Annotated in this window: 14 protein-coding genes; 3 read left to right on the plus strand and 11 right to left on the minus strand. The window is 40.4% G+C overall.

From position 1 onward, the window contains the following. Positions 1 to 224: 224 nt before the first annotated feature. The 6 genes from scyF to scyA all read right to left on the minus strand — a co-directional run bounded on the left by scyF (position 225) and on the right by scyA (position 8,564). On the minus strand, positions 225 to 1,406 hold the full coding sequence (gene scyF / locus V7K38_RS22980; RefSeq protein WP_334860975.1) for a scytonemin biosynthesis PEP-CTERM protein ScyF: 1,182 nt from the start codon (positions 1,404 to 1,406) through the stop codon (positions 225 to 227). Between the two features lie 174 nt (positions 1,407 to 1,580). Continuing rightward, positions 1,581 to 2,954, minus strand: coding sequence for a ScyD/ScyE family protein (locus V7K38_RS22985; protein WP_334860977.1), 1,374 nt, complete (start codon positions 2,952 to 2,954; stop codon positions 1,581 to 1,583). A 104-nt stretch (positions 2,955 to 3,058) separates the two neighbouring features. Then, positions 3,059 to 4,339, minus strand: coding sequence for a ScyD/ScyE family protein (locus V7K38_RS22990; RefSeq protein WP_334860979.1), 1,281 nt, complete (start codon positions 4,337 to 4,339; stop codon positions 3,059 to 3,061). 52 nt (positions 4,340 to 4,391) lie between these two features. Then, entirely contained in the window at positions 4,392 to 5,360 is a 969-nt protein-coding gene (scyC, locus tag V7K38_RS22995) for a scytonemin biosynthesis cyclase/decarboxylase ScyC (protein ID WP_334860981.1), read from the minus strand. Between the two features lie 25 nt (positions 5,361 to 5,385). Next, on the minus strand, positions 5,386 to 6,447 hold the full coding sequence (gene scyB, locus V7K38_RS23000) for a tryptophan dehydrogenase ScyB (RefSeq protein ID WP_334860983.1): 1,062 nt from the start codon (positions 6,445 to 6,447) through the stop codon (positions 5,386 to 5,388). A 242-nt stretch (positions 6,448 to 6,689) separates the two neighbouring features. After that, the gene (scyA, locus tag V7K38_RS23005; RefSeq protein ID WP_334860985.1) at positions 6,690 to 8,564 is read right to left on the minus strand and encodes a scytonemin biosynthesis protein ScyA; all 1,875 of its coding nucleotides are present in this window, start codon (positions 8,562 to 8,564) and stop codon (positions 6,690 to 6,692) included. A 1,859-nt stretch (positions 8,565 to 10,423) separates the two neighbouring features. Here scyA and V7K38_RS23010 point away from each other — a divergent pair. After that, positions 10,424 to 12,382 carry a scytonemin biosynthesis sensor histidine kinase gene (locus tag V7K38_RS23010; RefSeq protein ID WP_334860987.1) on the plus strand — a complete coding sequence of 653 codons (1,959 nt, stop codon included), beginning with the start codon at positions 10,424 to 10,426 and terminating at the stop codon, positions 12,380 to 12,382. A gap of 224 nt (positions 12,383 to 12,606) precedes the next feature. Then, positions 12,607 to 13,476 (plus strand): response regulator transcription factor, encoded by an 870-nt coding sequence (locus V7K38_RS23015; RefSeq protein ID WP_334860989.1) that lies wholly within the window; start codon positions 12,607 to 12,609, stop codon positions 13,474 to 13,476. Positions 13,477 to 13,566: 90 nt separating this feature from the next. Here the strand turns inward: V7K38_RS23015 and V7K38_RS23020 are convergent, their stop codons facing one another. The 4 genes from V7K38_RS23020 to V7K38_RS23035 all read right to left on the minus strand — a co-directional run bounded on the left by V7K38_RS23020 (position 13,567) and on the right by V7K38_RS23035 (position 20,023). Beyond that, entirely contained in the window at positions 13,567 to 14,769 is a 1,203-nt protein-coding gene (locus tag V7K38_RS23020) for an AAA family ATPase (protein WP_334860991.1), read from the minus strand. A 457-nt stretch (positions 14,770 to 15,226) separates the two neighbouring features. After that, on the minus strand, positions 15,227 to 16,390 hold the full coding sequence (argJ, locus tag V7K38_RS23025) for a bifunctional glutamate N-acetyltransferase/amino-acid acetyltransferase ArgJ (protein WP_334860993.1): 1,164 nt from the start codon (positions 16,388 to 16,390) through the stop codon (positions 15,227 to 15,229). Positions 16,391 to 16,539: 149 nt separating this feature from the next. After that, positions 16,540 to 18,057, minus strand: a complete 1,518-nt coding sequence (locus tag V7K38_RS23030) for a hybrid sensor histidine kinase/response regulator (protein WP_334860995.1) — start codon at positions 18,055 to 18,057, stop codon at positions 16,540 to 16,542. Positions 18,058 to 18,067: 10 nt separating this feature from the next. Continuing rightward, positions 18,068 to 20,023, minus strand: coding sequence for a PAS domain S-box protein (locus V7K38_RS23035; RefSeq protein WP_334860997.1), 1,956 nt, complete (start codon positions 20,021 to 20,023; stop codon positions 18,068 to 18,070). A 1,710-nt stretch (positions 20,024 to 21,733) separates the two neighbouring features. On the opposite strand from V7K38_RS23035, the gene V7K38_RS23040 reads away from it, so the two are divergent. Continuing rightward, positions 21,734 to 22,597 carry a hypothetical protein gene (locus V7K38_RS23040; RefSeq protein ID WP_334860999.1) on the plus strand — a complete coding sequence of 288 codons (864 nt, stop codon included), beginning with the start codon at positions 21,734 to 21,736 and terminating at the stop codon, positions 22,595 to 22,597. A 111-nt stretch (positions 22,598 to 22,708) separates the two neighbouring features. On the opposite strand, the gene V7K38_RS23045 is transcribed toward V7K38_RS23040, so the two are convergent. Further along, positions 22,709 to 23,851 (minus strand): potassium channel family protein, encoded by a 1,143-nt coding sequence (locus V7K38_RS23045; protein WP_334861001.1) that lies wholly within the window; start codon positions 23,849 to 23,851, stop codon positions 22,709 to 22,711. Between the last annotated feature and the right edge of the window lie 135 nt (positions 23,852 to 23,986).

The following is a 23,986-nucleotide window of genomic DNA, read 5'->3' on the forward strand; positions in this document are numbered from 1 at the left end:
TAGCACTGTTTTTGCAGTTCTTTCTCTAAGAGGCTGTTTGAAAAGTCCTCTCCTTGGTAGCAAAACATTTCAGATCCCCCTAAGTCCCCCTTAGAAAGGGGGACTTAGATTCTGGTTCCCCCCTTTTTAAGGGGAGCCAGCGCGGTCTTGGGGGTTTCCCCCATGAGCGACTGGCGTGGGCTAAGGGGGATCTCTAAGTGCCTAAAATCACAGCCAAATACTTTTTAAACATCTTCTAAACTCAAGACTGGCTTTTGTTGTCTACGTTTCCGCAATGTGACGGTAGCAGCCCCAAATCCAAGCAATGCTAAACCTAATGTCGAGGCAGGTTCTGGTACTTGCTGTCTGCCTTCTACGTTTAACACTTGGACGCGACCTTGGAAGAAGTCGCCGACGTAAAGCTTGCCATCTTTGTAGCTTGTGCCACCTGTCCAGTTAAATCTGCCGGGAGTGAGGTCGAGGGGGTTGCCAAAAGGAGGATCAGTTAATCCTGGAGGCGATACAGGATTACCTGATGCATCGCGGGCATTTTCACCGTAGGAAGTCAAAAAGTTACCGTTTTTATCAAATACCTGAACGCGGCTGTTGATAGAATCAGCTACATAAACATTCTCTTGGTCGTCCACTTCGATGCCAATTGGCTGAAGAAACTGTCCAAGTCCGCTACCTGCTGAACCAAATGCCAACAGAGGATTACCATTTGGATCGAGTACTTGAACGCGGTTGTTATACTGGTCAGCTACAAAGATATTTCCACTAACGGGGGAAATTCTTACACCTGCTACACCTTGGAATTGCCCAGGTGCAGTGCCAGTAGTGCCACCAATGACACCAATTTGCTGTCCGTCTGATGTGAATTTAAGGATTCTTTCGCCGTTAAAATCACCGATGTACACGTTGCCAGCTTTGTCAAATGTCACACCAGATGGCCCAAAGAACGATCTACCCTCTACCAGACCGGTAAATTGTCCATTTGCAAAGGATCTAATAAAGTTACCCTGAGAATCGTATTGATTCACGCGGTTGTTGTAAACATCACCTGCATACAAATCCCCTGTTACTGGATTAAAGTCTACAGTTGTTGGCTCGTCAAACTGCCCGGGACCTGTGCCGCCGGAGCCAATTGATCCAATATATTGACCGCTTGGACTAAATTTTTCAATTTTGTCACCGACGTTGTAGTTAGGAGTACCATCTGGGTTAACACCTCGTCCGTTAGCTATGAGGGTATTCCCTTGGCTATCCACTGCTATACCTTGGGGAACAAATAGTTCCCCAGGGCCAAAGCCGGGGCTACCAATGCTACTGTTGTAAGTTAATGTTAGAGACTTGGCTTGCACAGATGTTGCTAAGACAGTGAATCCGGCACCGAGAATAGCAAGTGAGAAATTTTTGACTAATCCCATGAGTTTTAAGTCCTGGTTGTATGAGGTATACTCGTTCCTAGACTAATTTCGTTCCCAGTCCCAGTTTGGGAATCCTAAAATTTGGGCTGCTGCCTCTTGTCCGAAATGCAACTTTCTCTATGAGGCAGCAGCCTATTCTGTAACCATTACCTGACAGAGCCAGGTAATGATGAATTAGACTATCTCTGCTTTAGCTAGTAACTCTTCACCCAACCTTTCTGGACGTTTGCGCTTGAAGGCAGCAGTTGCACCTACACCAGCAAGTGCTAATAAACCGAATACTGAGGCAGGTTCGGGGACTTTTTCTACGACGACACCATCCACCCGAACAACCTCCCCTAGTTGTGGGCCGACACCGCGATTGGTAATATAAATCTTGCCGTCAGGGCCAATAGCAATTCCATCAGCCGAATCTAGCCCTTCACCTGCTGCAACGAGTTTTGTGCGAGTACCGTCAGGAGCAACTTGGATCAGAGATCCAGGTAGGTTTGTTATGTCACCCCCTAACTGGGAGGTGTCGCTGAACTGTAAGACCAGCAAATTGCCATCCTTATCAAAGGTTAGGTCTGTGATGTGGTTAAACCCATCTAGAAAAACTTCTGGCTTGTCATCTTCACCGATGCGGAAAATCCGCGATTTACCTTCTGGATAAGGAAAACCTGTATATTCACCAACGTATAAAGCTCCATCGGGGCCAATTGCACCACCTGTTGGTACTGATTGAATTGCTATGTTTCCTCCTGGAAGCTCTTCTAATAGTCCAGGGGGTAGTTCTAATCCTGGTGGTAAGTCGGAGCTACTAATAGTATTTTTAGGAATTGCGATCGCCTGGAAGTCACTTCCGTCAAGTTTAATTTTATAAGCAGTGTTCCCACCTCCGTCAACGACATAAGCACTATCGCCATTAACAGTCAAGTCATAAGGATTGGTAACTACATCCCCACTGTCTGGATTTTTGGTGATTTCATACTTGGCGAAGTCAAAAATACTGGTTAGAGAACCGGTGTTCAAGTCAACTTTGTACAGTTGTCCTAAAAGCGGGGTATTTAAAACTTTATCGGGTGTGGATGGTGGGAAAGTAGCAAGTTGCTCCTGTGGGAGAGTAGATGTAGAGCCAAGGTTAAGTGTTTCTAGATCGCGGTTTCCTGGATAACCAGCAAAGCCAGTCAAAAGATAAGCATTTCCTTGAGAATCGAATTCTACGGCTTCAATACCAGCGCCTTGGTTGCCAGTGGGTTGTTCTGCTAGAGACTCAAAGTTGTTAAGTATACGCTGTTTCGTGCCGTCTGGTGTAACTTTGATAAGTGAACTAGTATTACCAGCACAGATAGGCTGAAACAGCGTACTTGGAGATGGTTGGCAATTTCCGTTTCCTCCAATACCAGGCTCTGCTACGTAGAGACTGCCGTCAGGGCCAAAGCTAATACCCCGTGCATTACTGATTCCATCGACAATTGTCGTTAGTGTTGCAGCTTGTGCGGATGCTGTTCCACAAATAGCAGCAAAACAAAATGTAACAGATTTAAGAGCAAATGACTTGAGTTTCATACCTTTGGAGATTGAGGGTTAAATAATTTGTTTGTGGAAACTTTTATGGTTTTAAAGACAACAAATCGCAATCTTTGGGGAACGTAGGATTGATTTGAAACTCTTTACTTGAGCGCCACAACTCCATTTACGAGAAGTTTAGTAGCTCTCTTCTTGTGCAACCAACCAATGCCAAAAGCAGCGATCGCTAATACGCCGAAAGTAGAATCAGGTTCAGGAATAGATTTGGTATTCTCAATTCTGATCACTTGTCCAAGTCCGGGGCGATCGCCTCGGTTGGTGACGTATACTGCACCATCAGTACCAATCGTCAATGCGCTAGGTGACTCTAATCCATTGCCACTCAGCAGAGTTGTGCGAGTGCCATCCGTAGCTATTTTGATCACAGAACCATCAAGATCACCCTTCCAGGCTGATTGATTGGCGTACTGCAAAGCATACAAATTGCCTTCAGGATCAAATTCCAAATCTGTAAGTTGGGTAAAGCCATCGGCGAAGACTGTTGCTAAACCATCAGCCCCGACTCGATAGATTTTTGCCCCACCTTCAGGGAAGGGATAACCAGTAAATTGGCTGACGTAATAAGCACCATCAGGGCCTTTTGCCACATTTGAGGGTACTGCTTGGGTTGCAAACTGCGTTCGCACCTCTTCACCTTGAGATGGTACTTGTGCCGGTTCATTGGATGGAGTACCAGAGGGTGGAAAGACGGGATTAGCTAATATGTCTTCAGGGAATGTGGTAACAGCTTGCAAATTACTGCCATCAGCATTAAAGCTGAGTAAGTCGTTTGCACCTGCATCAACTGCAACTAACTTATTGCCATCTATTACAAAACCCAAGGGATTGCTCCCGACATCACCACCATCGGGATTGTTAGCGAGTTCGTAGTTAGCTAAATCGGCAATAGTCGTCCAGGAGTTAGTATTAAAATCGGCAGTGATGATTTTACCGAGGTCAGTTTCACCTAAATTGCGATCGCGAAAGGTTGGATTAGCCCCATACCCAATCAGAACATAAGGTTTACCTGTAGCATCAAATTTGATATCACGAGGGCCTGCGGCTCCAGTGCCATCTGGTAATGCTAAGGAAGGAAGTCCTGTAAGTATGCGTTCGGTTTTACCATTCTCAATTTTGGTAACTGCCCCAGTTGTGCCATAGCATAATGAATCACCTTCACCGCTTGCGGGTGGAACACAAGCCCCACTTCCCCCGATTCCCGCCTCTGTAACATAGAGACTACCATCAGGGCCAAAGCTCAGACCTCCGGCATTATATAAACCGTCGGCGATGACTGAAAAGGATGTGGCTGATGCAGCTTTCATTCCAGAAAAGGCGGCAACACAAAAGGTAAGGATGGTAATAGTAAGTGGTTTTAGTTTCATGTGTTGCAGGGAATTGAGGGGGGAATTTTAAACGCAAAGGAACGCTGAGGTTTTAGTTAGTAACTAGGGATTCTTGAATTTTTGGTAGATAGCTCATTCCCCGGTCGAATGATTTGAGGTTGCCGGCTTTGGCTTCGAGTAAACGTTTGATGTTCATGCTTTCAGCACCAAAGTCTTCAATTTGAAGTTTGCCGTGGGTAACAGTTCCATCTGTTTTCCAGAATGTAATTCTATGCAGGATAAAACCAGAAGCTTCGGGGTCAGCGAAAGCATAAGCGGTTGGGATAAGTAAGGCTACGGAACGCTGATAATATTCGTAGTCTGGATAAAAATGTTCTTGTTCAAGTAAGTAATATTTACTCAGACTATGGACTCGTACAGAAACTTTTACCTTTTGGTCATATTCATCTTTGAATTCACCTGATTCAGAAGTAATATCACCATTTGGACGGAGTAAATGCGCCCACTCATCTACATTTCGTAAGTCTTTTAAGTATTCAATGCCGATTTCAATTGGGGCATCAACATAGATGGTGTCTGTATCGATAAAATGGCTTCCTTTGGCTGCTGAGGTCAGACCAGCTTTGCGTTCCAAATTACCTTTGAGAGAACGACATTCAGAAGTGTGTACTGTATGAATTCCCTGCATAATCATCTGAGTCTGTCGTTTAGGATCGACAAAACTCAACCAGTGAAAGTACACGCCTTTTTCATCTGTACCCGGCTCGATGTAGTCTGTAGGAAACAGCAAAACAGGGTAAACTTGGAAATATTTCTGATACTCTAATCCGCAATGCCACTCAATGCCATAAAAAAGCGGATTTTCTAGTTTCTTAACGTGATAATAGAGATTTTTGTGATAACCAGATGCAGTTCCAAGCCAGGTATCTTCGTCAATTTGCTCTTTCATCCGGCTATAAAGTGTCCATTCATCCAAGTTCTTTAAACTACAAAGGTAGTTAAAGGCGCTCTCTGGTGAAGTCGCAATGTAAGCTGATGTTGCAAAAGTATTTCTTTCCATTTTTCACTCCTGAAGATAATAAAAATTAAGCTGCGATCGCCTGGGTCTTGCTTCGCTTACTATTGTTGATGCGGTCTTCTGCTAATCGTTTAGCAGCATCGTTGGTAGTAACTCCCTGAACTTTGGCAATATCAAAAATCGCTAACAGGGTGTCATAAATGTTATGCACTTGCTTGAAGGCTTTTTCTTCGTCATAACCAATCATTTCGTTGTAAACGTTGATTAGTCCTCCAGCATTAATTACATAATCAGGGCTGTAGAGAATCCCTTTTTTGGTAAGCATTTGACCATGTAATTGCTCATTCTCCAATTGATTATTAGCTGCACCAGCAATAATAGAAGCTCGGAGAAAAGGAATTGTATGACTATTAAGAATTCCTCCTAAAGCGCAAGGAGAAAAGATATCTACATCAAGACTGTAAATTTCGCTTGGTTCTACGATAGTTGCACCAAAAAGCCGTTTTGCTTCTTCTGTTTTAGCTGGATCTATGTCGCTTACAAAAAGCTTGACATCATGCTCATGTAAATGACGACAGAGATTTTTACCGACATTTCCCAAGCCTTGAACTGCAACTTTCATGCCATCAAGTCTTTTGCTCTGCCAACGAGACTCTACAGCAGCTTTAATTCCTAGAAAAACTCCTAACGATGTTATGGGAGCAGGGCCACCAGATTTTTCTGATACTCCAACAACATATTTCGTTTCTTGACTGATTGTTCTGACATTATCAGGGGTGATATTGACATCTTGCCCGGTAATAAAACGTCCATTGAGGCTGTTAACAAAACGTCCGTAAGCTCTCAAGAGTTCGTCTGTTTTATTTTCAGGATTAGCGATAATAACTGCTTTACCACCACCAGCCGGAATGTTTGCACAGGCTGCTTTATATGTCATTCCCCGGCTCAGGCGCAGCGCATCTTTTAAAGCAGCTTCTTCGTTGACATAAGGCATAAGTCTTGTAGCTCCCATCGCGGGGCCCAAGGTTGTGTCATGGATGGCAATAATTGCCTTAATTTCGGGATTTTTACCATGACAAAACAGGACTTGTTCGTGACCCATTTCTCTAACAGTTTCAAATAGCAGCATTTTGGTTTCTCAATTTGGGTAAAGTAATGACCATTACAAAATGTAAAGATGTAGAAACAAACAGACTCTGGAATATTAAGATTGGATGAAGTAAGAAATGCTGGCGAATCTAAGGTTGGAATTTAAACGCAAAGGATCGCAGAGTGTAGCGCAAAGGAACGCAGAGAATTTGCTACACAACTAATAAAATTTCTTCCTTGGCGTGTTGGCGGTTCGTAAAAAAAATTCACCAGCTTTTAAAATCAAACCATTGGAAATGAAACTTGCTTGGCTGCATTTTTCGCCGGATTTGATTTAACTCCTTGCGCCGCTAAACTCTTATTCCGTCCACCAGAAGGTGCTGGGCGATCGGCATCAATCACGACATCAATGAGAAAGGGAACACTTGATGCGATCGCTTGTTCTAATGCCGCTTCAATATCCGACTCTCTAACAACCACGATCGCTTCTGCTCCCATCCCACGAGCAATCATGGCAAAGTTTGTGGGTGGAAGTGTTGCATCTGCGCCCTTTAATCCCAAGATTTTCATCCCTTGATGGCACATGTTGTAACGCGCATCGTTGAGGACAATCCAAATCGCTGGAATTTTGTATTTCACGGCTGTGCTGATTTCGTTATTCATCAGCATTGCCCCATCGCCAACAATCCCCACAGCTTTGGTCTTACTTGCCAACGCTGCACCCAACACTCCAGTAACAGCGTGACCCATTGCGCCGACTCCGGTGCTGACTCGGTAACGATTGGCTTCGGTAAATTGGAGTAGATGGGTTGACCAAGTAAAGGAGTTACCACACTCCGCCATGACTACGGCATCGCTACCTTCAACAATTATCTTTTGAATTGCTGCCATCAATACTTCTGGCCGCACTGGATAATCTACATCTGGTGCAGGTTCAATTGCTTTGTGTTCGGGACGAGGTAGCGACAAAGTTGTGGAATGAGGAGCATCTGGTAATTGCTCCAATAACTCTTCCACAAAAGCTTTGATATCAGACCGAACCCCGAAAGTTTCAACCTGTGGATAGGCTACACCTGGCACTTCTGGGTCAATATCTACATGGATAAAGCCTCCTTTGGGAACTAGCGCCGAACTCCAAAAGGAAGTCGGTTCACCAAGGCGGGTTCCTAATACGAGTGTACGTAGTGGAGGTTGTTCTTCCATATAAGTTAAGACGGAAGCATGACCACCTAAACCTGTGACACCCACAAATTGAGGATGATCTTCAGGGAAGATACCTTTTCCACGGGGTGAACACATAACTGCTGCTCCAGTCTTTTCAGCGAGTTCGAGGATTTCTTCTGCTGCATCACGCGCACCGAAACCAACCCAGATGGCAAAGGGGCCAGATGATAATAACTCTACAGATTTAGCGATCGCTTCTTTTGAAGGAGTCATCGGAAATGGCAAAACATCTAGTTGAGGTAAGGCTACATCCTCAACTAAACTTGTCTGCACAGCCGTGGGAATGCTCAAATGGGCAACAAATCCGCCTGGTTGCGCCAAAGCCATCGCCAGTTTGCGAAAAATCTGTGGAAGTTGAGCCGCAGATTCAATGGTGATGGCATAGTTGAATAGCGCTCCTGATGTAAAAATTCCCCCACTAGGCAATGTATAAGTGCTGGTTTCTTGAATTGCCCAGCGTCCACGCTGCGGGGCTGAGGTGCAAGCCGATAGCAAAATCACCTTTGCACCTTCACCACGAGCCGCAAATAATCCGGTCAGGGCGTTGGTGATCCCCGGCCCGGCTGTGGTAAAAACTACAGTGGGGCGATTATTGGCAAAGTATGCCTCTGTTGCTGCAAAGGCTGCTCCGGCTTCATGGCGGAAGTTTAAGACTTCTATGCTGCTATTGGATAACGCCCCCCAAAGGCTGGCCATTGCACCACCAGCAACACCAAAAGCGTAGCTTACTCCCAAATTTTCCAACATCTGAGCGATCGCATCAGCAACTGAAAGGGTTGGAGGTGTTTCGTCATTTAAAAAAGGCTGAATTCCCCCATTCTGCTCCGATTCATCAACTTGACGAGAAGACTCTACATATCTATTTGCTGGAAGTTCTTTGTATGGTTCTGTGGTGATGAGAGGAGAGTTTGAACCAGTATAGTTTTGACTCATTGGTTTCACGCAATTACATAAAGTTACACAAAGGCTTTTTAGTTTACAATCACAGCGCTAGCAATATTTAATACGAACAACTCTGTTGCTTGTGACAGGTATAACCGAGTTTGCTCGATAGTAGAAACGGTTGATTGCTACTGATTGATGGTTGTGAGCGCACTACCAAAAAATTTTGGCAAAGCATACAGCAAGTAAGGCTGTGCTTCTAGAAACCAGAATAGAGGGGATGATAACTCTTGTGCAATCGACAATCCTTTGATGGAGGTGTCAAATTTTTCGCTTTAGCTGTGATAATTACAATACTGAAGTCGGTTAGTGGGGAAAACTAAATCATTTAAAAGTATGCAAAGGAGCAACTAATGCTTAACTCAACTGCTTCTCATAAACTTTCTTAAACTTAATATAGTTAAGTTTAATAACGCTGACCTACTTATTTAACTGCCTAAAGAGGTTCTTAACTGGCGATGGCTACTATGAGAGAAGCATATCTGCAATGAAAAATCTTTTGATAAAAGTGTCAATTCTTTTGCTTTTACAGTATTTTTCACATTTTCAATTTAGTCATTCTGAAAAATTGACATTCTGCGTAAGCGTAGCCCGCCGTAGGCATCGCAGAACTGACACATTGCCCAATTCACAATAGAAAATCTTTTGATGTAGTTGTCAATTCTTTTGCTTTAAGACTTACACAACTTTTTATCTGAATTAAAGCATGAGTCGAACTTCAACACTTTGGTGGTCTTTATATTGTCACCAAAAACTGTTTGAGTCAATTATTTGTAACGATAAAGACATCCTTTCTTAACTTTCTTCAAATTGAGAATCACTATATGTCTTTTGAGAGATGACTTAGGATTCAGTATTTAGTACAAATAAACTATATTTTTGTAACATATAATCTAGCTGATATACTTAATTCAAGAATGAAATATTTATCTATGATAAAACGAACACATTTGATTAAGTGAAAACACATGCATTTGTTTAATTTGACGTATTTCTTATGACGGATGACTAAGCGTATTCTTTTATAGTTAGATACCTGAGAGAGTAAGTTAAGATAAATTAAGAAAATAAATTGATGACTAAAATTTCATTCATTTAGGTCAGACAAGTTGTTTAAGGGACTTCCAACAAATAAATTACCCAATCTTGTGGGGTGGGCATCTTGCCCGCCTTTGTATATGGGCGCTCATGTTGCCCACCCCACAAGAAGTAGTTGAGTATTTTTTTATTTGGAAGTCCGTAAGCAGTTGCTCAAGCAACTGGTTAAAGGTGGGCAAACTTCCGCCGTACTGTACTAGTAGTTCGCTAAAGTCCTTGGCAAGGGAAAATTTAAAGGATAAAAATCTTTCTCCTTTAACCTTTCCCCAGTCGAAACCCAGCAATTTTAGGTTGGTGAACCATTATTTAGTTCTGGTGTAGGGCTAGTACCGCAAGGCGGAAGTCAAAAGTTACGCATACTTTAATTTTAGGCTTTCTGGCTGTAATGAAATAGTAGGTTGATTTCCGCCGATCTGTACTAGTTTAAATTTAAAATATCTTTTATACTTCTTATGGATTGAGAGTTTTGAACTCCTATCTAAGAAGTTTATTGACTAATCTGGATTTAATTAGTCTACACTTTTTAATGCCATCAAAAACTCGAAAAGTTTTGGTTTTTTAGGAAAATTTAGTTCAACAATCTCCTGTTTATTGGTATGATAAGTTTTGTTAACACCGTTAGTAACCTTTTTTAACTTACTAACTAACTTTATTTTTTAACTGCCTAACAGTGCGCCAAAAATTTTAATAGTTACGACTATTAACTGATTAATGGCTATGGTAATGATTGATTATCCAGAGGAAGTAGGAAGATGAATTCTGGCGAATATACATTAGCTAGATCAAAGAACCAAGGCGTGTTACAACCAGAAGTAGAGATGAAGTTTGCTCACTTCCTAATAAATCACGCTGTAGATGCTGCCTTCTGTTTAGGATCAAACGCGCAGTTTCTCTACGTCAACGATGCCACATGTCGCATGACTGAGTATTCCCGTGAGGAATTACTTACTATGAGGCTCGATGATATAGACGTAGATTTTGCTTTACATAATTGGTCAAATATTAGCTCACAGAGTTCTCTTACCTTTAAGTCTCGCTACCGCACAAAAAAAGGTCTGATCTTTCTGGTAGAAATATCCATTAGCTATGTAAAACAACAAGATATGGAATTTGGCTGTGCTTTTGCGCGGGAAATAAGTGATGAAATAGTAGAATTGAGTGTGCAGAAGTGGACTGATGAATTAAGAGATGCCAAAGACAATTTGCAACAGGAATTTTCTCAACTCAAGGCAAAAGAAGTAGAGCTAGAAACATCTCTTTCTTTACTTCGTTCTACTCTCGAATCTACTGCCATTGGGATTGTAGCAGTTAATTTTGAGGGAGATATTCTGAGCTTGAATCAGAAATTTTTGGAGATGTGGCAGATTCCAGAGTCCCTAATATTGTCTAAGAAATGTCCTCGATGCAAAGCCTTTTTTGAGAACCAACTTAAAGATCCGCAAGCCTTTAGTCGGCTGATTTGGGAAGTGTCTAGCCAATCAGATTTTGAGAGCTACGACATTCTGGAATTGAATGATGGGAGAGTTTTTGCACACTACTCTAAGCCTCAGTGGTTAGAGGGAAAAATTATTGGTAGAGTCTGGAGTATTTGGGACATTACTCAATCGAAGCAGACTGAAGAAGCATTGCGGCTAAACGCAGTTAGATTTCGGACAATAGCCGAAACGACAGATACCAGCACTTTTCTAATTCAAGGTACGCGGCTTTGTTACATAAATCCAGCAGTAGAGCAACTCACTGGTTACACAAAAGAGGAATTGTTAACAGGTTTTGATATTCGCCGACTGATTAAGAGCAAAAAACGTAGACAGGTACGTAAGCAAAGTGAAGCAACTAACTTTGAATACCAGGAAATGAATATTCTGACAAAAAGCGGCACGGAGCGCTGGTTAGCTTGCGCGGTTGTAATGCTGGATGGAGTGCTAGATTTTGGTGGAAAACCTGTAGAAATGATTGCAGGCATTGATATTACAGATTACAAATATGCAGAATTAGGTCTTAACCAAGCTTTAGAACAAGCAAAACAACTTAGTGAACTTAGAGCGCGTTTTCTCTCTATGGTTTGCCATCAATTCCGAACTCCACTAAATATTGTTTCATTTTCTAATAGTTTACTAAAGGAAGAAGTAGACAAACCTACACAGAAGAAAATCCAACCACTACTGGATCATATTCAAAAGGCTACCGAACAACTCAGTCACATGTTGGATGATATTTTGTTCTTTTCTAAGGCAGAATCAGCCAAAATCAGCTATGAACCAAAACCACTTGAGTTAGTTGAGTTTTGTAATGACTTAGTTGCACAAATGCAGATGAGTGTTAACAAAATTCCGATTAATTTTGTCAGTCAAGAAAATTCCGTAACAGCTTGCATAGATAAAAAACTGTTAGAGCCGATTTTGAAAAATTTGCTTGATAATGCAATAAAGTATTCTCTCTCCGGGATGACAGTTGATTTGGAACTGTGTTGCGAAAATGAGCAAGTAATTTTCCAGATAAAAGATCGGGGAATCGGTATTTCAGTACAAGATCAACAACGAATATTTGAGCCATTTTACCGTGGTAGTAATATCGATCGTATACCTGGTACTGGACTGGGACTGTCAATTCTTAAAACCCTTGTAGACTTACATCATGGTCAAGTTTCTGTAGAAAGTAAACTTGGTGTAGGCACTACATTTACTGTGATATTGCCATTAACCAAATCATAGTTTACTAATTCCGAGTTATGAATGTTCAATTGAAGATAGTTATTAATTAACAACTTAACAATCACAACTCTCGGAAGGAAGTAATTAAGATCGTGCCGATTTACATCCTCACAAAAAAGTTTAGTAAAACATGGCATAATCCGGCTAAACCAAACTAAAGATAAGCAAACTTACGTGACAGCGTAATAGTAAACAGCTTCTGGAAAAAGTTATGGTAATAAAAAATGATGTACGAATCCTCAAATAAAATTCTCGTCATTGAAGATGATAATGTTACCCGCGATCTTTATTTAAAAGGTCTTAAGGCTAAAGGCTTTGATACGATTGGTGCTAACAACGGACTTGCTGGTATCCAACAAGCACAAGAGTGTATACCTAACTTGGTAATTTGCGATATTACAATGCCCGATATGGATGGTTATAGTGTTTTAAATACGCTACGCCAAGATCCTATGACAGCAATTATTCCCTTTATTTTTTTGACTGGGAGTAGTAACAAAGCAGATGTTCGCAAAGCTATGGAATTGGGAGCAGATGACTATCTTACCAAACCCTCTACACTAGACGAATTGCTCAGAGCGATCGCTATTCGCTTGCAAAAGCAAGCTACTCTACAAAACTGGTGTACGATGAAATCTGAGAAAGCGCCAAAATCAGTATTTGCAGATAATACTACAGTTGCGATCGCACCTGAAGAAACCTCTGATGAAGAAGTCACAGTTTCTTCTAAGTCAATCTTTCCCGCCGTTCCCCAATTAAAAGAAGTTTTTGACTTTATCGAAGCTCATTATCATCAAGGAATTACTTTGTGTGATGTGGCTGTTGCTGTTGGTTACTCACCCGCTTACTTAACTAACCGAGTCGCAAGACAGACGGGAGAGACTGTAAACTGCTGGATTGTCAAACGCCGCATGGCGGGCGCTCGTTTTTTGCTCCAAAATAATAATCAGACAGTCGAAAAAATAGCGAAAGCATTAGGCTATCAAGATGTGTCTCATTTCTCCCGCCAGTTTCGCCAACATCACGGTTTACCTCCCCAGGCTTGGCGCAAACAGCATCAGCTTGTATCGCAAAAACATGTGAAACTCTGGTGAAAGTAGAAATACAGCAATTTTCATTAAAACTGGCAATTGGGAATTGGGAATTGGGCTTATCCTCCCCTGCTCCCCTGCGCCCTCCCTCCTTCAAATAAATAGTTGTGTAAACTCATACATTAAATCTACCCGACCTTTACGTAATATGGCTGGATCTAATCTTTCAGTAGTATTACAAGTCATCAAGACAACTAAGCGTTGCTGCATCTGAATACCAGACTCATCAATTACACTCTGATACAAAGTGCCATCCAGCAAACTGAGAATGTGTTCGGTTTTATTGTTGTATTGCGCTACCTCAGAAGCGCGATTTTGTGCTAGATTATCAGCTTCATTAATAACAATACAAATCCGCTCTATGTAAGTTGGAGGGACAAAATTAGCGATCGCATCATGGTCTAAAATAAAAATTACATATCCTAAAGGGACAAGAATTTCTTTTGCTATTGCCTGTGTCCAGACTGTTTTACCAGTACCGGGTTTGCCATGTACAACAACCGCTAACTGGTTTTGATTCAAAATAGCTTGCTGTACAGAATCAGTAAAGTTTTGGATATCTGCTGGAAATGTGCGAATGCTAAATTGGCTGTGAACTTTACCCACACGACTTTGATATCCACTCAGCATCACCGCCAAATCGTAAGTTGCCTTGTTAATTAGTGGTGCAAGATTCCTCGCCATCAAACTATATTGTCGCCGCCCGCGATCGTAGGGATCAATTTGCAACCAAACGTCATGCTTTGCCCAGTAAGCATAAACAGTATTGATAACATCTAAACGTTCCCAGCTAATAAATTTATCTATCGGAAAATAAAAATCTCTTTCTGAATAATACTGAGTAATAATGTCAGGATTACCCAACACACCTAAAACTCTCAATACAGTAATTTCTTGTAATCGGTTAAGAACATAATCAATGGGAATGCTACTACGACTGACAAATTGGACGATAGGTGTTTCTGTACTCAAAACATCTTTGTAGCGATGATCTGGTGATTGAGGATCTGGTGTAATGTAATTCCAAAATTTTTCCACTTCATAGCGGGTATTATCAGATACAATATTTAATAAATTAGCCCACCAAGCATAATTATTTCGTCCCAAAATATCAGCAACATTACTCGCTAAATTCAAACTTTTTTGAGTTAATTCGCGCGAGTCGCTATGCAAAAGTTGCCACAAAAACCCCCAATCTAACTCTCGGTTAAACGGCCGCCAACCGCTAGCAAGCAAGCTTTGGCGGGTATTATTTGTAGGAGTGCCTTCATTGTTTCTAAAATAGTCAAAATCCATATTTTTTTAGTTAATATACCTTTAATAGAGTTATTTGGTGTTAAATATAAGATTTTAAAATTTTTGCTTGTAATCTCACTTACTTAGATATAAATAGTAATTTTATTTTCACCGTACTGTACTAGGAATTTTTTTTAATCTAACTCATTCCTGGTGTAATATACTATATTACACAAAAACTACTTTAGTCAACTTTTTTGACAAAGCAATTAGCTATTAATGTCTCTTCTCCACTTATCCATCTTTAGATAAACACTAAGGGACTTCCAGTTAAAAACATTCCATTATAGGGGTGCAAAGCTGTGCGCCCCTATAAATGTACACCGTAGCCCTGATAGCAGGGTGAGGTTCCGAGTATTAGCAGTGAAGAAAGCAGCTATGCTGTATTGCTGAGGGCTTCAACTCTATCGATTGCAAGTTTGTATAGCATCAACTTACATAAAGATGCAAACTTGAATCAAGTTGAGTATTTGCCATTAATTTCTATATAACCCTCCGAAAGATCGCAACCCCATACAGTTGCAGAAGCTTTGCCAATATTTAGGCTAACATGAATATCTACTTTATCTTTAGACATGATTTGTCGTAGCTGTTCTAGATTTTCATTAGTTAAGGTATTAGGATAAACTTTTACATTATCAAAACTAATAACAACTCGTTCTTGATTTATCTGCTGTTCATTTTCACATTTGCCTATAGCCATAGCAACTCGTCCCCAATTCGGATCTGCCCCATAGACGGCGGTTTTTACTAATGGTGAATTGACAATTGCTTTAGCTACTTTTTTCGCCTGTGTATAGTTAATGGCTGAATCTACAGTTACCTCAATAATTTTGGTAGCACCTTCGGCATCTCTGGCAATTTTCAACACCAATTCTTGGGCAACTTCTTGCAATGCACTAGCAAAATCAGTTTCTGAAACTTCACCGGCTATTCCATTAGCTAGAATCACGGCGGAGTCACTAGTAGAAGTGTCAGTGTCTACACTTAAGCAGTTAAAAGTTTTATCTATAGTAGAGCGAAAAATCGAACGAAGGCTATTCGCAGAAATAGCAGCATCAGTAAAAAAGAAAGTTAGGAGTGTAGCCATATTAGGCTCAATCATGCCAACACCTTTAGCAATTCCTACCAGCTTCGCATTGCCTATTTGTCGTGTAGCTAGTTTTGATACTGTATCGGTGGTCATAATACCACGGGCTGCGGCATTAAAATCAGCAGCAATCAATTTTTCTCCTAGTCCTAATAAACCTGCTCGGATTTTTTCAATCGGGTAACGTCTGCCAATTACGCCTGTAGAAGCTATCGCAATATTCTGTGCAGCAATTCCAGTTTCAGTTGCAACTAATTGTAGAACCTCTTGGGCATCAGCGATGCCAATAGCACCATTAGCGACATTTGCATTCTTAGATATAACGACAATTCCTTGTAATTGTGAATCTTTTAAGTTCTCACGGCTAATAGTAACACTTGGCCCAGCGAAAAGACTTTGAGTGAAGACTCCATCAGCAACACAAGGAACTGATGATTTGATAAATACAAAATCATCAGTCGCATCGCGTATTCCTAAGTTAGTAATAAATGCACTAAAACCTTGAGGTGTGGAAGATATAGTTAATGGCATTTTTCTAGATTTAATAATTTGCTCTAATTATCTCATAGCATTAACAAAATTTTTATAACATCAGTTATTGGAGGTGTATAGATGTACCCCTCTAATAATTGATGTGTAGGATAAATTTGAGCAATGAAATTTTCATAAGAGCTAAAAAGCTATAATAAATCAGTTAATGTAATGATAAATTTTGTCCATCCGTTACGGCTTTCTACTTCAATGTTTCCTTGCAGTTGTTCGACTAATTTTTGTACTATAGGTAAACCTAATCCCGAACCACCTTGATTCCAGATATCTGCATTGGGGATGCGATAAAATTTCTCAAAGATTCGTGGTAGCTCTATTGCTGGAATTTCTGCTAAATTACTGATAGTAATTATAGTTTTTGCAGGCGTTCCCAAGGAGTTGTGACTTACACGTAGGATGATTTCACCACCCGCAGGTGTGTATTTACAGGCATTATTGAGCAATTCTACTAAGATTCGTTCCAACCTAATGCCATCTGATAACAACGGCGGGAGATTTGAAGGGACATTCAACTGTAGACTTTGCTGATGTTGTTGAACACGGATTTGAAATGGCTCAATCATCCAAGCTAACCACTGTCGTAAGAGCAATGCATCAGTGGTAATAACTGGATAGGATGAACTTTCTAGGTGTTGCAAGTCTAGTAGGTCGTTAATTAATCCTAACTCGCGATCGCACTCCGCTTCCATCAATTCTAGATAGCGTTGAGCTTCCTCAGTACCAGTAGATAATTGTATCATTTGAATCATCAGCTTCATATTACTCAGAGGCGATCGCAATTCGTGGGAAACTAAATTCAAAAAATCATTTTTGAGTTGATTTATTTCCTCCCATTTCACTATAAGTTGCTCTTGCTCAATTTGCCTTTTATGCGCTTCAATCGCTCGTTTGCGCTCAGTAATATCTCGAAAAACTAACACAGTACCCGTAATATTATCTTGATCGTCTTTAATTGGTGCAGCGCTATCATCAATTGGTATTTCTTCACCCTCTCTAGTAATCAAAATAGTTTCTGCTGGAAGATTGACGATAATATCATCTTCAAGGACTTTGATAATCGGATTTTCAATAGATTTATGAGTATCTGCATTAGCAATATTGAATACTTCTGATGAATTTCTGCCATAAGCTTCTTCCTGTTTCCATCCAGTCAGATTTTCAGCAACCGGATTCATAAAAATTACCAATTTTTGCAGATCGCTAGCAATTACACCATCACCGATACTTTTTAAAAGTGCATCCAGCCATTTTTTATTTATTTTTAATTGCCTCTCTAAACTATGTTTATTTAGAATTATTTCAATATTTGTTTGTAGTTCTCTTTCTTTAAAAGGTTTGAGTAGGTAGCCAAACGGCTCAGTTATCTTGGCTCGTTCTAATGTTTTATCATCTGCATAAGCAGTCAAATAAATCACTGGTATATCTAAATATTTATGGATTTCTTGGGCAGCTTCTATCCCATCCATTAGCCCTTTAAGTTTAATATCCATTAGCACTAAATCTGGGGATATTTCTACTGCTCTATTAATTGCTTCTTGTGCTGAAGAAGCAATTACAGGTACTCTATAACCAAATTTTATAAGTCGATTTTGTAAATCTTTGGCAACAATAGCTTCATCTTCTACAACTAATATTTTTGCAGATGTCATATTTAACTTTTTATATTAATGTAAACTTCACCCGACACTCCACACCCAGATCACCTTGGATATTAATATTTCCTGAAAGTTGATTGGTTAAAGCATCTACTAACTGCCAGCCTAAAGAAGCAATTTTTTTGAAATTAAAATTTGGTGGTAAACCAATTCCATCATCACTAACTATAAGTGTAACTTCATGGTCTTGATTTTGGTTAAGTTCGATATAAATCGTACCATTTTTATCTGCTGGAAATGCATATTTTAAGGAGTTGGATACAAGCTCATGAATAATTAAGCTACAAGGAATTGCTGTATCTAAACCGAGAAATACCTGATCGTCGATATTTATGCCCAAAGCGATCGCATCTTCGTTGACTTCATAAGCAGTAAATAAACTTGCTACCAAATCTCGAATATATTCACCAAAATTAATCCTTGCTAAATCTTGAGACTGATACAATTTTTCGTGAACGAGAGCCATTGATGCAATTCGTTGCTGGCTTTGTTTGAATATTACCAAATCGTCTTTGTCTTTGATATAAGCAGATTGCAAACTTAGTAGACTAGAAATAACTTGTAAATTATTTTTTACCCGATGATAAATTTCTTTTAATAATACCTCTTTTTCTAAAAGTGATGCTTGTATTTGCTCCTCCCACTGCTTGCGATCGCTAATGTCTTCGATCACGGAAATAAAGTACTTGGGATTACCACTAAGTTCACGCATTAAAGAGACAGTTAGACTAATCCAAACAACGGAACTATCTTTACGTAAATAGCGCTTTTCTATCGAGAAAGTTTGAATATTATCTGCTAAAATCTGGTCAATATATTTTAGCCCTATGTTAATATCATCTGCGTGAGTAATATCTTGGAAAGTTAGCAATTGTAATTCTTCGGGTGTATAACCAAGAATATCGCAAACCCTCTGATTAACTAACAACCACCTGCCATCTATTGCTAGATGGGCGATGCCAACGGCGGCTTGATGGAATGTAGCGCGGAATCGTTGCTCGCTTTCCCGCAATGCTTCTTCTATTCGCTGGCGTTCAGTAATTTCTGCCTGTAGTGATTGATTGATTTTTGTTAACTCTGCTGTCCGTTCTTCAACTTTGTTTTCTAATTGCTCCAGCAGACTACTTAATGCTTTCTCTGCTTGTTTTCGCTTAGTGATATCTTTTTGTGTACCTGTCATTCGCACTACGTTACCATCTTCATCCCACAGTGCTTGACCTCGATCCAAAATCCATTTGTAAGTGCCATCTTTACATAAAACGCGATGCTCAGTAGTGTAGAATGGCGTTTTCTGAGCAAAGTGATCTTGAATTGCTTGTGTCACCCAGCTAAGATCGTCTGGATGCACTCGTTTCAGCCTTTCATCTAAACAATCGGAAATTTCATTGTCTTCATAACCGAGCATTTCCTTCCACCGAGAGGAAAAGAAAATTTTATTAGTTTTAACATTCCAGTCCCAAATTCCATCATTATTACCGCGCAAAGCTAATTGCCAGCGTTGTTCACTTTCTCTCAACACCTCCTCTGTTCGGATGCGTTCAGCAATTTCTTTTGCTAGTTGGAAGTTTGCAGTCTCTAGTTGGGTAGGACTTGGTAGAGCCAATACCTGGGATATTAATGGCATGAGTTCTATAGCCGTCAATACAGAGACAAAAGCGGTGAAAGCTTTGAGTAACCCTGATAACCAATAGGTAGGATACCAAAGCGTCCATACATCCATTAAATGGTTTGTGCCACAAGCAACAATGAATGTGCCAAACATTAAAAATATCCAACCGAAAGGCACATCTTGCCGTTTACGGACAAAATAAACTAGCATCACTGGAATTGAATAATAAGCAAGTCCAGTTAACACATCTGACACCAAATGCAACCACACCAATCCTGGTTTCCAGAGGTAGCAATGTCCGTGGGGAATAAACTGGCTAGTAAAGAAAAAATTATTTAAAAGTTCTGTCATAATTTAAGAGTGCTATCAAAAATGACGACAATCCTAAAATTGTAACTAAATAGTGGTGATTTACTGAACTAAAATATTCCTTTTCTATTAATTTTGCCAGAGAATAATCTAGAATGCTTACAAAATAGGATTGTGAGCAAAAACTCCATTTCAGCTATGCCATTAAAAAATAAACGTTCCAATTATCGCTCTATCTATAGTTGAGTTAAAAAATGGGTTCTTATTTTTATTTTTTTAAAGTGATTTAAGAGAGATAAGTAAGCCGATGAGAATAACTCAAACTAGATTTACTAATGTAAAAAATCTTGAAATTAGTTCGTAGAGAGGCTACGCGAACACTACAAAGCTTCAATTATTTAATCCTCATTCCTTATGATTAGGAGCGTGACATGAATATGATTGCAGTCAAAATTATTCCTAGTGCAGGTATTGCTTAAGGTTATCTGAATATATTCAGTACTTATGCAAACGATCGCAAAACGCCGATTTTTCGCTAGGGACAATTCATAAATTCCCCCTGAGTGTCTGTAGTTAAGCAGATTTGGGAATACTATCTATAGGAATTCGGTTTGATTTTTGAAAAAATACGTAGGGGAGCCAGTCGCATAGGCTGGTTTCCCGACTTGAGCGGTAGCGGTAGCGAGGAACGAGCGTCCGCAGGAGCGTCACTGGCGTTGTGTTAGTACGGAGAGTACGGCACGTTACGAACTTTGTTCTGACACACTCTACAATACATAATTTTGTTCAAAAATCAAATAGTAATCCTATGTTTATTTAACTTTGATACCAATATTTAGTCGATAAATAGAGGGAAAAGAATTTATATCAGTTCTGATAGTGAAATTAAAAGAACCAAGTAATTGGCAATAAAATATTCCTTAAGTATGGAGTAAGACACACCTGGAGTATGAAGTTTTAAGTACTCATCTGAAATAAGATTGTATTGTACGGTGTTCTACAATCCAGTTTTAGAGGACGTTTTAAGAAGTAATATATGGCTCAAATACTTTTAGACAAATCATTATCTTCATTCTGGTTGGTATGAAACTTTATAATCAAGGACTTGATTTTTTGTAGACAAAAAATAAGAAGTAACTTTATATTTTTTATATTTTATAAAATCCAAAAAATCTCCGACACCTAAAGATCCTTCTGAGTGTTTTGTCAATCCTCCTTATGGATGTGCCAATCACGGACAAAATATCCAGTGTGAAGATTGTGCTTATCTAGTTGTACAGCTACAAGACATCTCATTCTCTTGACATTGATAAGCTAACTGTAAGGCAAAATTAATTCCTGCGACAGAAGTGGTTCTATCCCTCTGGGAGAAGTCTAACAAAAAACTAGCTGTTATCTTACAAATGAATGACAAATAAAAATTCATAATGAGTAATTAAAAGTTAGAATACAAGTGAATATTATCAATAATAATTCTTACTTGTTTCTCACCAACACGCGGTATAGTCCGTAGCTTCTTAATCATGAAGAAGTAATTACTTATTATTAATTAGTTTGAATATGACTAATATTCATGTGTTATGGGAGCTTCAAATGCTTTCAATTCTCCCAACATAAACTAGGTAAAAGACTCTTCAATCTGGGTGTCTTACTTATCAAAAATTTCCTAAGTTAGCACTGGATTGAGTAGAAAATATCAGTTTTGAACATCAATCAATCACAGAAATCTAAAACATAAAAGGAACTATTACCATGAAGCCTTTTCATTTATCTAAAGCTGTTTTGGCTACTGTCTTTGCCATGAGTTTCGCTTCTGTATCCTTACCTCCTTCTGTTTTTGCCCAAAGCGGAGGCTCCGGTAGTGGAGGTTCTAGTGGTGGCAGTAGCTCAGGAAGCGGAACTGCTGGTAGTAGCTCAGGCACCGGAACTACAGGTACTGGCTCAGGCACCGGAACTACAGGTACTGGCTCAGGCACCGGAACTACAGGTACTGGCTCAGGCACTGGAACTACCGGCACTGGCTCAGGCACTGGAACAACTGGCACTGGCTCAGGAAGTGGAATTGGTGGCACTGGCTCAGGCACTGGAACTACCGGCACTGGCTCAGGCACTGGAACTACTGGTACTGGCTCAGGTACTGGAACTACAGGCACTGGCTCAGGTACTGGAACTACAGGCACTGGCTCAGGCACTGGAACTACAGGCACTGGAACTACTGGCACTGGCTCAGGCACTGGAACTACCGGTACTGGCTCAGGCACTGGAACTACTGGCACTGGCTCAGGCACTGGAACTGGCTCAGATACTGGAACTACAGGCAGTGGAACTACAGGGAGTGGCTCAGGTTCTGATGGCACAGGCACTGGTTCAGGTTCTGGTACAAGCACCGATTCTACAAGCACTGGTACAACAGGTACTGATTCTACAAGCACTGGTACAACAGGTACTAACAGGAATGCAGGTGTTACAACTTCTGAAAGAACTAGCGATCGCGGTTTCGATTGGGGTTGGCTGGGTTTATTTGGTCTACTCGGTTTAGGCGGTCTGGCTCGTAATCGTGATAAAGTCCGAGCTTATAACGATCCCAATGAAGTAACAGGTACTCGGTCTAAATAGTATTCACCACACTGTAAGAATCATACAGCCGTCATTTATGTGAACTTCAGATTAGACTAGTAGGGGCACAATATATTGATATTTCGCCCCTATAATCGCATATTATTTCGCTCAAGTTGAACTACTGCCTTGCCCAATAAAGATTACATTTGCCAAAACTTGGATTTTCGTTAACGCCCGCACAAGACGTTGAGCTTGATGTTTATAAAGTGGTATTGGCAACATTCCAGGCAAATTATTCATCCATTGCCTAGCAGTGGCTAAACTACATCCCGTAATCAAGACTATTTCTTCAGCCCCATAGATAATAGCATTTGTAGTCAGAGCTTTTTCGATCTGCACCTGCCAGAGGCGAGGCAGCATTTCACCCCATTCAATTCGCTGCAAACTACTGCTTGTGGCTAAAACAATCAAGCGATCGCCAGCATAAAGCTTAACATCATACCAAGGCATCAACGAGTAATTGTCTCGCTGATATTTATGGTAAATAATCGGTACAACACTGTAGCCAGATGCAATTTCAGATAGAAGCAACCCATTTAGGGTATCATCTTCTTCAATCTTGTATTCCGTCACCATGACTATTTTCTCGCTCAAATGAAACAAGCTGAGAACATTTTCCCCAAAGGCAGCACAAGCAAAGACTTCCGCAGATAAAGCCGCGCCACACAAAACTTGGGCATAGGGAAACAGAGGGGCGATATTATCACTAAAATGGCGATCTTGAGAGCGGATAATCAAGCTTGTGGCCGGGTTCATTGCATGAGCCATCAAACCAATTTCTAGATTTTCCATATTATCGTCCCCCAGTAAAACGATGCTTTTAGCACGATAGAGATTCACCTTAGTCAGTGCTTCGGCAGTATTGCCAACAATCAGGGGCATATCTGGTAAAGTCCCTTGGTCGAGAGTGGTATCATGAATTCCCACTAACGGCTGATTGAGTTCTTGCAAAAGAGCAGCCACTTTCTGTCCCAAGCGATTTAAACCAATAATCACTACATGGTTGCGTTGTGGTACGGGAGGACGAGAATTGAAAAACTGGAATCTGGAAGTTACAAGAGCATCAGTAACCAGGGCATATAATACTCCCACGAAAGCTTGACCTGTTAACGTGAGTCCCAGACTGAACAACCGCAACCACCAAGGTATATGATCTGAGGGTTCAGATTGCGATCTAAATTCAACACCGCCAAATAAATCTCCGTATCCTCCCAAGAGCAACACTGCTGTTGCATAGAAAGCTTCTTGCATGGTGATCTCAGGATAATACAAGCGGTAAAGAACTATTCCAACGAACCATAGGATGATTACGGTAATCCCATAAATTGTTGCAATTCGCCGAATTTGATTTTGGCTTTGGTAGTAAGATTGCCAAAATTGTACTAT

The sequence above is a fragment of the Nostoc sp. genome (assembly GCF_036917465.1).
GTDB lineage: Bacteria > Cyanobacteriota > Cyanobacteriia > Cyanobacteriales > Nostocaceae > Nostoc.